This window comes from Muribaculum sp. NM65_B17 (genome assembly GCF_004793735.1).
In the GTDB taxonomy this organism is placed as follows: Bacteria; Bacteroidota; Bacteroidia; order Bacteroidales; family Muribaculaceae; genus Muribaculum; species Muribaculum gordoncarteri.
Map to the genome: position 1 here is coordinate 147,494 of NZ_SRYY01000006.1, position 10,149 is coordinate 157,642.

General features: G+C 50.4%; 11 protein-coding genes and 1 tRNA gene. 9 read left to right on the forward strand and 3 right to left on the reverse strand.

Going from position 1 to position 10,149, the window contains the following annotated elements; all coding sequences use genetic code 11:
* The first annotated feature begins 17 nt into the window (after positions 1-17).
* Genes E5354_RS10580 through E5354_RS10605 form a run of 6 tightly spaced genes read left to right on the forward strand, consistent with a single transcriptional unit; the run spans position 18 to position 2,451 of the window.
* Positions 18-476 carry a DUF4252 domain-containing protein gene (locus E5354_RS10580; protein WP_135947457.1) on the forward strand — a complete coding sequence of 153 codons (459 nt, stop codon included), beginning with the start codon at positions 18-20 and terminating at the stop codon, positions 474-476.
* Positions 477-481: 5 nt separating this feature from the next.
* On the forward strand, positions 482-970 hold the full coding sequence (locus E5354_RS10585) for an RNA polymerase sigma factor (RefSeq protein WP_135947458.1): 489 nt from the start codon (positions 482-484) through the stop codon (positions 968-970).
* 12 nt (positions 971-982) lie between these two features.
* Positions 983-1,480 carry a hypothetical protein gene (locus E5354_RS10590; protein ID WP_135947459.1) on the forward strand — a complete coding sequence of 166 codons (498 nt, stop codon included), beginning with the start codon at positions 983-985 and terminating at the stop codon, positions 1,478-1,480.
* Between the two features lie 4 nt (positions 1,481-1,484).
* Positions 1,485-1,967 carry a DUF4252 domain-containing protein gene (locus E5354_RS10595; RefSeq protein ID WP_135947460.1) on the forward strand — a complete coding sequence of 161 codons (483 nt, stop codon included), beginning with the start codon at positions 1,485-1,487 and terminating at the stop codon, positions 1,965-1,967.
* Positions 1,968-2,018: 51 nt separating this feature from the next.
* A complete protein-coding gene (locus E5354_RS10600) occupies positions 2,019-2,222 on the forward strand; it encodes a hypothetical protein (RefSeq protein WP_135947461.1) in 204 nt (67 codons plus the stop codon).
* Positions 2,223-2,238: 16 nt separating this feature from the next.
* The gene (locus tag E5354_RS10605; protein ID WP_135947462.1) at positions 2,239-2,451 is read left to right on the forward strand and encodes a hypothetical protein; all 213 of its coding nucleotides are present in this window, start codon (positions 2,239-2,241) and stop codon (positions 2,449-2,451) included.
* Positions 2,452-2,458: 7 nt separating this feature from the next.
* On the opposite strand, the gene E5354_RS10610 is transcribed toward E5354_RS10605, so the two are convergent.
* The 3 genes from E5354_RS10610 to E5354_RS10620 all read right to left on the reverse strand — a co-directional run bounded on the left by E5354_RS10610 (position 2,459) and on the right by E5354_RS10620 (position 5,006).
* Positions 2,459-3,025 (reverse strand): isochorismatase family protein, encoded by a 567-nt coding sequence (locus E5354_RS10610; RefSeq protein WP_135947463.1) that lies wholly within the window; start codon positions 3,023-3,025, stop codon positions 2,459-2,461.
* Positions 3,026-3,091: 66 nt separating this feature from the next.
* On the reverse strand, positions 3,092-4,141 hold the full coding sequence (locus E5354_RS10615) for an acyltransferase (RefSeq protein ID WP_135947464.1): 1,050 nt from the start codon (positions 4,139-4,141) through the stop codon (positions 3,092-3,094).
* A 40-nt stretch (positions 4,142-4,181) separates the two neighbouring features.
* The gene (locus E5354_RS10620) at positions 4,182-5,006 is read right to left on the reverse strand and encodes a hypothetical protein (RefSeq protein ID WP_135947465.1); all 825 of its coding nucleotides are present in this window, start codon (positions 5,004-5,006) and stop codon (positions 4,182-4,184) included.
* 272 nt (positions 5,007-5,278) lie between these two features.
* Here E5354_RS10620 and carA point away from each other — a divergent pair, with 272 nt between their 5' ends.
* The 3 genes from carA to E5354_RS10635 all read left to right on the forward strand — a co-directional run bounded on the left by carA (position 5,279) and on the right by E5354_RS10635 (position 9,757).
* The gene (gene carA, locus E5354_RS10625) at positions 5,279-6,349 is read left to right on the forward strand and encodes a glutamine-hydrolyzing carbamoyl-phosphate synthase small subunit (RefSeq protein ID WP_123396043.1); all 1,071 of its coding nucleotides are present in this window, start codon (positions 5,279-5,281) and stop codon (positions 6,347-6,349) included.
* A gap of 27 nt (positions 6,350-6,376) precedes the next feature.
* Positions 6,377-9,607, forward strand: a complete 3,231-nt coding sequence (gene carB / locus E5354_RS10630; protein WP_135947466.1) for a carbamoyl-phosphate synthase (glutamine-hydrolyzing) large subunit — start codon at positions 6,377-6,379, stop codon at positions 9,605-9,607.
* Between the two features lie 75 nt (positions 9,608-9,682).
* Positions 9,683-9,757: transfer RNA gene (locus tag E5354_RS10635), tRNA-Pro, on the forward strand.
* Positions 9,758-10,149: the final 392 nt, after the last annotated feature.

Here is a 10,149-nt window from a genome sequence, read left to right on the forward strand (position 1 = left end):
GATAAAAAATAGAGATTATGAAACAAAGATTGTCAATTATTATCATCGCGTTGCTGCTGGCGGTTCAGGCCGGTTATTGCCGTGGATTTGACAGCGTTTTTAATGAGTTCAAAAAGAAAGAGGATGTCACGTATATCAGCATGCCTCCTTTTGTGACATGGCTTGGTAAAAACTTGGGAGGTGTAAACGATGTTCCCATGGCCGACAAAGTCAAAAGCATGAAAATGCTCGTTCCCGAAAGTCGGTGTGAACCGCTTATAAACATGATTAACAACACCGACAGTGGATGCGAGGAGCTTTTGCGCATGAATGATGACGGTGATGTCGTAAAAATTTGGATGGACTCCAAGGGCGACAAGATAAAAAAGCTTTATCTGCTTAACTACTCCGATTCGGAATGTACGTTCATGGAGTTGAAAGGCGATTTCAAAAAGAGCGATATTCTCAAATTTGTAAATGAATCCAATAATAAGTGATTGCAATGAACGCCGACACGTTTAAACGACTTATGATGCCGAGCCACCGACGCATGTATGTGCTGGCATTCAGGCTGACGGGTAATGCCGTCGATGCCGAGGATGTGGTGCAGAATGTGTTCATGAAGCTCTGGGAGAAGCGTGACAAGCTGTCGGCTCTTGAAAGTCCTGAAGCTTATGCTATGACACTTGTGCGTAATGAGAGCATAGACCTCGTCAACAATCGCCGACATGATGAAGTGATTGACGATGTGAAAGCCGGTGAACCCGACTACGACATGGCTTCACGACTTGAGAACCACGATCGTGCGACTAAGGTGCTGTCGATTATCGACACACTGCCTGAAATGCAAAGGCGGGTCGTGACATTAAGGGATGTTGAAGGATGCGAAATGGAAGAGATAGAGGCGGCCACGGGGCAATCGCCCGGCAACGTGAGGGTGTTGCTTAGCCGTGGACGCATGGCGATACGAAAACATTTTTCAAACTTTTAAACTTCTTAAACGATGACTGTAAACGATATAAAATCAATGCTCGACCGCTACTACGGCGGTTACACAACCGAGGCCGAGGAGAAGGCGTTGCTTGACTATTTCAGTCAAAATGAGGTTGATGAGGAGCTGTTGTCCGACAAAGAGATGTTCATGCAGCTTGCCGATGTAAAGGTGCCCGATGGACTGGAGCGGCGGTTGTGTGACATGATCGACGAGCAGGCTGCCAAGTCAAGGGGCGATGTCATAGGCCGTCGTTTGCGCAAGTCGCTTACCTGGGTATCGGCTGCGGCAGCATGTGCCTTGATTGTATTCGGTGCCACGACCTATCATAACACGGTTCCGGCAGAGCCTCAATCGGAGATGACGCCTGAAGAGGCTTATGCCCACACTAAAATGGCTTTGACCTTGTTGTCAACAAATTTGCAAAAGGGTATGGCCGGAATTGAAACCGCTGAAAAGACAACTTGTGACGCTACAGAATTATTATACGAAGAACTTAATAAAATATAGAATTATGAAACGACAAATTATTTTCATGCTCCTTACGGTGTTTTGCGCCATGGGAACGTTTGCTCAAAGCAAGTTTTTTGAGAAATGTGAGAAGATAAAGGGTGTAACTACCGTTTATGTGTCAAAGGCCATGCTTCAGATGGCAGGCGACGCGAATGTGACCGACGATATGAACCTGTCGGCTGTTATAAAGAAGCTTAATAGCCTTGAGCTTATTAACGCCGAGTCGCCCGCTTCGGTAGTCGAGCTTAATAAGCTGATAAAAGAGCTTAACATAAACCAGAAGAACGGTTACGAAATTATGATGAGTGTCAATGACGACGAGCAGAATGTGAAGATCTACATGAAAAAGATGGCAAACAATACAAACGAGTATGTCATTTTGGTTGAAGAGAGTGATGAGGTTCTGGTCGTTCTAATGAACGGTACATTGACTCTTGACGAGGCGGCAAAGGCTGTTAAAGTCGGCGACAAAAAGGGAAAATAACGACTTTTTAGTCGATGACAACCATCGCGGCTCCTCACTTGTTATATGCTTATGATATGGACTATTATAAGCATATTTATAGCCGCCGTTGCCTGCATGGCCGGCAGCCGAATGTGGGGAGCCGCGTTGAAGATAAAGGCGCAGCACGGGAGTGATGCGTGGGTGAGATATAACCGACTCCTTTATGCCATACGCTATGCCGGCTATGGCTTGTTTGCTTTGGGTGTGATAGCTTATATTACTTATGGGGGATAACTAAATCGTAACGGTTATGAGTGTGTACAAAATATTGGGGCTTGTGTTGTTGTTTTCAGGATTGGGGCTGCGCCTCTATGTGAGGCTGAAGAAGCTCTACCGTCTTCAGCGCATAAAAATCCATCCGCTTGTCCCTCAAGCTGAAGTGGCCAACTATCGGTTCTACCTGTGGATAGGTTTCATCATGTTGGTAACAGGTCTGTCGCTATTCATCTACAGCATGCGCTGACAATTACTTAGGGGCGGTTGAGGATGTTGTTGAGGGCGGTGCCTCCGTCGAGTGAAGGGGAGAAGCGCAGCAGCACGTTGAACATGTCACGGCCGAATAGGTCGATGCCGTCGCAAAGTGTGTTGAGAACGCACACATCGCCGGCAAGTCCGCAAATGTCTATCTGATTGATGCCCTCGTCATTTATTATGCTCACTATGCGCACCTTGGCTTCCTGATTCTGAAATATCGAATACTCCTCGATGTCAGCCGACTCACCTTTGTAGAAAAATCTTACATCTCCGGCAGTGAGGTATAACGGATTTACAAGTGGCGGCCATATAGCCGCACCCACAGTGTCGTGAATGCAATGTGACGGCCAACGCCCTCCGAAATCCTTGAATGAGAAATGGTTGAACGGATGTCGGTCGGCGGTTACTATCTTAAGCGTGTAGTCACCGTCGGTTTGCGTTATGTATTCGGCAAGGTCGTTCATTGCGGCTTCGGCACCGGGCACAGGTAGTGTGCCGGTAATGAAATCGACCTGTGGGTCGATGATCATCAACAGCTTGCGTGACGGCAGCGATTCTGACATATTAGGCGGGCATGTCATAGTGAGCGATTGTTTTTAACAAGATAATGGCTGAAGTCGCTGCAATGTTCACTCGGCGTGCTCATGTCTGAACGACTTCGTGACGGTTGAGATGAAAATGTCGGATAACGTCCTGCGCATCGGGTCGATGAGCATAGCCACAATGTAGACGACAATCATCAAGCCTGTCATCATCAATGAAAATTCCCACAACGAGTGCTCCTGCCACCATTGGTAAACTGTGGGTTTCATCAGATGTGTCCATATAATCGGCGACTTGTGAAGAAGATAGACTGCAAAAGCCGAGCGTGCGATGTAATTTATGGCCCTTGATTGCATGTGGAGATTCATGAATGTGATGAACAGGGCTACCGATGCGCAAATTACAAAGGGGGCGTTGTAGGCAAATGCTTTCAGCGAAGGCATATAGAGCGATGTCACGAATATTCCGGCAGTGGCGGCGACATAACCTGTCGATGCCATGGTGAGGTTGCGTCCGCAACCTGTGGCGAGAGTGGGGAACAGGCTAAGCGTGCGGCCAGTCATGTACATCATTATAAGCTGGGCTATTGTATAGCCGTTGGGGTTGAATTTGCCTCCCCACCACCAGCCGGCCCATATGTTAAACAGGATGAACAGCAACGTGACTCCTACGGCGCTTTTGCGTGACATGGCCGAGAATCCGGCATTCAGGAACGGACTTAGCAGCATCAGGGCAAAATAGGCGGGCACATACCAAAGGTCGGTATGGGTCAGCACAAGCCAGCTTTCAAGCCATTGGTCGTAATTTATCAGATTGGGAGCCGTTATGGCCGTAACTGTCGCGATGCCTACAGCGTAGAATATACATTGAAACAAGTAGGCTGCTACCGACTTGACCCTGAGCTTTATGCCGAAATATCCCGAAAGGAGCGTGAAGCAGTTTACGCCTATTATCGTTATGGATTCGGTGGCAAGCTGCCATGCCTGACGCCCGTTCATCCTGTCGACATTTCCCGACAGCTGAGGCAATCCCAACGAAGCACCGTCGAAGTGCACGGCGAGCACCATCAGCATGCTGATGATGCGCAGCAGTTCCATGTTGGATAATCTTTGTGAGGCGTGATTGGCGGGTTGCATTTTGGTCAGATGCGTTATAAAATCGGAGTTATTGATTGCATTATCGGCGTGGAGCCACGGGCGGCGGTCCGCCTACGGGAGGTGGAATTGTAGGGTTGCCCATGTTTTGGAATGACTTTCCTCGCGATGATCGGATGATGTTGTACAGGATGCCTCCCACATCCACTCCTATTTCAGCCTTTTCCGAGAGTCGGTAGTAGGGAATAACCATGGGCTGTGTGTGCCAACGGCCGGTGTCGGAGGTGCGATAACTTTGTGCTCCGAATTTTACTCCCCAGCGTTCGCTGAAACGATAGTCGACATATCCGCCGAATGACGGCAGAGAGATGTATCCTGCCATGGCTGGGTTGACATTGCCCGTCGGAGTGTAGTAGTTGCCAAACATTGTTACGCTCAATCGGTCGTTGATTCGGTAGGATAGCGAGCCACCTATTCCGTAGGATGTGGTCAAGCCGTTGAAGTAGCCGTATTTCACGGCATCGGCATGGGTTGTGAACGTGAACCGCCCCAATTGCTGAACTAACGTTATGCTTCCGCTCTCGATGCCCATCATTCCCGGCATCTCGTTGACAGCTATCGCTCCGAACACTCCGCCGTTATACCACATTGCGATGCGCCCGTCGGCAGGCATGCTTATATGCAGGGGTTGTATGCGGTGGTACTTGTAGTTCTCGACATCGTTTATGCGTAACATTACCGGCGACATTGTTACAGGAGTTTTCATGTATTCGGGCTTGTCGGTCATAGCTGGAAGTTCCCGGAATTCAATGTCGGGAAGAAGAGAATCGGTCACTTCGGTTTGCGCCGTGGCGGTGAGCGACGACATCACACAAAGAGCCGATAAGATGACATTGCGAAGCTTCATTCAGGTCATGCTATAATCATTACTGCAAAAATAGTCGAAAAAAGCATACAGGCAATAGACAGAGGCTTATTTAGTCTTATTTCGGGATGATTGCAATCTTGTTAATGCAGTTAGCGTAAATCGGCTCGATTTAAGATATTTGTCATAAAAACATTATTTTTAATGGCAAAAGGTTAAGTGTGTAGCGAAAATTTCTTACCTTTGCATGGTTTTCACGATAGAAAGCCTGTGAATTGTGACACTTATTTTTCCTACATATTATTTTCTATCGTATGCGCGAAACAAAAAAAGCAGTCCTTGTTCTTGAGGACGGGACCACTTTCGAGGGAAAATCCTTCGGTTATGAGGCCTCAACTTCGGGCGAGGTCGTGTTCAACACCGCGATGACGGGTTATCCCGAAAGTCTTACCGACCCTTCCTATGAGGGGCAGATATTAGTTACCACCTATCCCATACTTGGAAATTACGGCGTTCCTCCCCGGCGTGAAAAGAATGATGTGAGCGAATACTATGAGAGCGACCACATTCATTGCAAGGCAATTGTGGCTCAGGATTATTCGTGGGAGCACAGCCACTGGCAGGCCGACCGCAGTCTTGCCGATTGGCTCAAGGAGGAGCACATCCCCGGAATCTACGGAATAGACACCCGAGAGCTGACGAAGCATCTGCGTGAGCATGGTTCGATGTTGGGAAAAATAATAGTCGAGGGCAGTGAGGATGTTCCTTTCTACGACCCTAACGCCGAGAATCTTGTAGCCAAAGTGAGCTGCGACAAGGTGGAGGTGCACGGCGAAGGCGAGAAGACCGTAGTGCTCGTCGATTGCGGAGTTAAGCACAACATCATACGCTGCCTGACGCGCCGAGGCGTAAAAGTGATCCGCGTTCCCTGGAATTATGATTTTACATCCATACCCTATAACGGACTGTTCATATCCAACGGCCCGGGCAATCCCGACATGGCTGCTGAAACAGTCGACAACCTGCGCAAGGCCATGGCGATAGGGAAGCCTATATGCGGTATATGCATGGGCAACCAACTGCTTGCCAAGGCTGCCGGTGCGAAGACCTACAAGCTTGCCTACGGACACCGCAGCCACAATCAGCCCGTGCGTCAAGCGGGAACCGACCGCTGCTTCATCACGTCGCAGAATCACGGGTTTGCGGTCGACAACTCGACGCTGCCCGATGACTGGGAGCCGCTGTTCATCAACATGAACGACGGAACCAATGAAGGAATACGCCACAAGAGCAAGCCTTTCTTTTCGGCTCAGTTCCATCCCGAAGCTTCGTCGGGTCCCAAGGACACGGAGTTCCTCTTTGATGAATTTGTAAATATGCTTTAACGACACGCACTTAATATATACATGACGATGAATCCACATTCGATAAAAAAAGTGCTGCTTCTTGGCAGTGGCGCATTGAAGATTGGCGAAGCGGGCGAGTTTGACTACTCAGGTTCGCAGGCTCTTAAGGCAATGAAGGAGGAGGGTATAACAACCGTGCTGATAAATCCTAACATTGCTACCGTACAGACATCCGACGGCTTTGCCGACAAGATATACTTCCTTCCCGTGACGCCCTACTTTGTGGAGAAGGTTATCGAGAAGGAGCGCCCCGACGGCATTCTGCTGGCGTTTGGCGGACAGACCGCGCTCAACTGCGGTGTCGCATTGCATGAGAGCGGAGTGCTCGACCGTTACAACGTGAAGGTGCTCGGAACTCCGGTGCGTGCCATCATGGAAACCGAGGACCGTGAGCTGTTTGTGAAGAAGCTCGACGAGATAAATGTAAAGACCATCAAGAGCGAGGCTGTCAACACCACAGCCGATGCCATAAAGGCCGCCAACGATCTGGGCTATCCCGTAATCGTGCGCGCCGCTTATGCGCTCGGCGGACTCGGCAGCGGATTCTGCGACAACGAGGAGCAGCTTATTGCCCTTGTCGAGAAGGCGTTGTCGTTCTCGCCGCAGGTGCTCGTGGAGAAGTCGCTGAAAGGTTGGAAGGAGGTTGAATATGAAGTGGTGCGTGACCGTTTTGACAACTGCATAACGGTGTGCAATATGGAGAACTTCGACCCGCTCGGCATACACACCGGCGAGTCAATCGTCGTGGCTCCCTCGCAGACTCTTTCCAATGAGGACTACCACTATCTGCGCAAGCTTGCTATAAAAATCATACGACACATAGGCATTGTGGGCGAATGTAACGTGCAATATGCCTTTGACCCCGCTTCGATGGAGTACAGGGTCATCGAGGTCAATGCCCGCTTGTCGCGTTCATCGGCTCTTGCATCGAAAGCTACGGGCTATCCGCTTGCTTTCGTGGCTGCAAAGCTCGGACTCGGTTACGGACTTTTCGACTTGAAGAATTCAGTGACCAAGGTGACATCGGCGTTCTTTGAGCCGGCCCTTGACTATGTGGTGGTTAAGATTCCTCGTTGGGACCTTGGTAAATTCCACGGCGTTAAGCGTGAGATAGGTTCCTCGATGAAGTCGGTAGGCGAGGTTATGGCCATAGGCCGCACATTTGAGGAGGCGATTCAGAAGGGCCTACGCATGATAGGACAGGGCATGCACGGATTTGTCGAAAACAAGGAGATTAAGATTCCCGACATCGACCATGCACTGAAGGAACCTACCGACAAGCGCATATTCGTCATATCGAAAGCCATGCGCCAAGGCTACAGCCTGGAGCGTATACATGAGCTGACCAAGATTGACCGCTGGTTCCTATATAAGCTGCACAACATTGTGATGACTGCCGATGAGCTGGAAACATTTGACTCGGTCGACAAGTTGCCCGAGGCGCTGTTGCGTCAGGCCAAGGAGCAGGGCTTCAGCGACTTCCAGATAGCAAGAGCCGTCATGAAGGATGCGTGGAGCTCATCGCACGAGGCATCGGATGTGGTGCGTGGAATGCGCAAGAGCCTTGGCATTGTCCCGGTGGTGAAGCAGATTGACACGCTGGGCGCTGAATATCCGGCCAAGACCAACTATCTGTATATGACCTACAATGCATCGGCCAATGATGTCAAGTATCTGCATGACCACAAGTCGATTGTGGTGCTCGGCTCGGGAGCCTACCGCATCGGTAGCTCGGTTGAGTTTGACTGGTGCTCGGTCAATGCGTTGATGACTGTTAAGCGCGAGGGCTGGCGTTCGGTAATGATCAACTACAATCCCGAAACGGTGTCGACCGACTATGACATGTGCGACAGGCTCTACTTCGACGAGCTCACCTACGAGCGAGTTATGGATATTCTCGACCTTGAGCAGCCTCACGGAGTGATATTGTCGGTGGGCGGTCAGATTCCCAACAACCTTGCCACCCGTCTTGACGCCGCCGAGGTGCCCATACTCGGTACATCGGCCACCTCGATTGACAATGCCGAGGATCGTCACAAGTTCTCGGCCATGCTCGACCGCATCGGAGTCGACCAGCCTCGATGGAGGGAGTTGACCTCGTTTGACGACATTCACAAGTTTATCGATGAGGTGGGATTTCCCGTCCTGGTGCGTCCGAGCTACGTGCTGTCGGGTGCTGCGATGAACGTATGCTCCAATAATGAGGAGCTTGAACGCTTCCTGCGACTTGCTGCCAATGTGTCAAAGGAGCATCCGGTCGTTGTCACCGAGTTCATTCAATTTGCCAAGGAAATAGAGATGGATGCCGTGGCTCAGAACGGCGAGATAAAGGTCTATGCCATATCGGAGCACATCGAGTTTGCCGGCGTGCATTCGGGCGATGCCACAATCCAGTTCCCGCCTCAGAAACTATATGTCGAAACTATTCGCCGCATAAAGAAGGTGAGTCAGAAGATAGCCAAGGCTCTCAACATATCGGGCCCGTTTAACATCCAGTTCCTTGCCAAGAACAACGACATAAAGGTAATAGAATGCAACCTGCGTGCATCGCGTTCGTTCCCGTTTGTGAGCAAGGTGCTTAAGCTCAACTTCATCGACATTGCCACTCGCGTCATGCTCGGTCATGATGTCGAGAAGCCTCACAAGAATGCCTTCGACCTCGATTACGTGGGTATCAAGGCCTCGCAGTTCTCATTCTCGCGTCTTCAGGGTGCCGACCCCGTGCTTGGCGTTGATATGTCGTCGACCGGTGAGGTGGGCTGTATCGGAGCTGACACTGATGAGGCCATAATGAAGGCTATGCTTTCGGTGGGAATGAGAATTCCGTCAAAGGGCAACGGCGTGCTGCTGTCGACCGGAACACCCAAGCAGAAGGCCGATATGCTCGATGCCGCCCATGCGCTCTACAATAGCGGCTACACACTCTATGCCACCGGCGGTACCCATCAGTTCCTTACCGACAACGGCATCCCCGCCATAAAGGTTTATTGGCCGAGCCAGCCCGACATGGAGCCGCAGGCACTATCGTTGTTGCATGACAAGAAGGTGGATCTTGTGGTCAACATTCCAAAAAACCTCTCGGAAACCGAGTTGACCAACGGCTATCGCATACGTCGTGCAGCTATCGACCTGAATGTGCCACTGTTGACTAATGCTCGATTGGCTTCGGCCTTTATCGGCTCATTCACTCAAATGACCGTCGATGACATCGAGATTCGCTCGTGGGATGAATACTAAAAATAAGTAAAAATAGGCATAAAGGTTTGCAAAGGTAGGATAATATTCTTACCTTTGCACTCGCTTAAAGGCATTCGGGGCGTAGCGCAGTCCGGTTAGCGCACCTGCTTTGGGAGCAGGGGGTCGCGAGTTCGAATCCCGCCACCCCGACAACCTTGTAACGGGCTGAAATACATTGTATTTCAGCCCGTTTTTTATGTCCGTTCGCAAATCTACGCGCCAGCCCCTATTGGGCAGCTACGCAGCCCGTGGGGTTGTGTGAGGCCACACGTGACCTCACACTGCACGCACCTAAAGGCGCGTTTGCATGAGGCTAACCTTATTGAGCAGCTACGCAGCTCTTGCGCTAACGCGGGGATTTGATGACGGAGCGCGTAGGGTGACGACTGGATGGCGGATTGCATAAACCTGCTCCTTCATTGCCAAGCACAATAAGGGCTGCGACGCAATTAACGTTGCGGCGCAGCCCGTTTTACTTCACAATTCTGTAGCTCGATGCTGTCGGCTTAATGTTGGCCTGATTCTTCGTTGCCTTTTTTGAG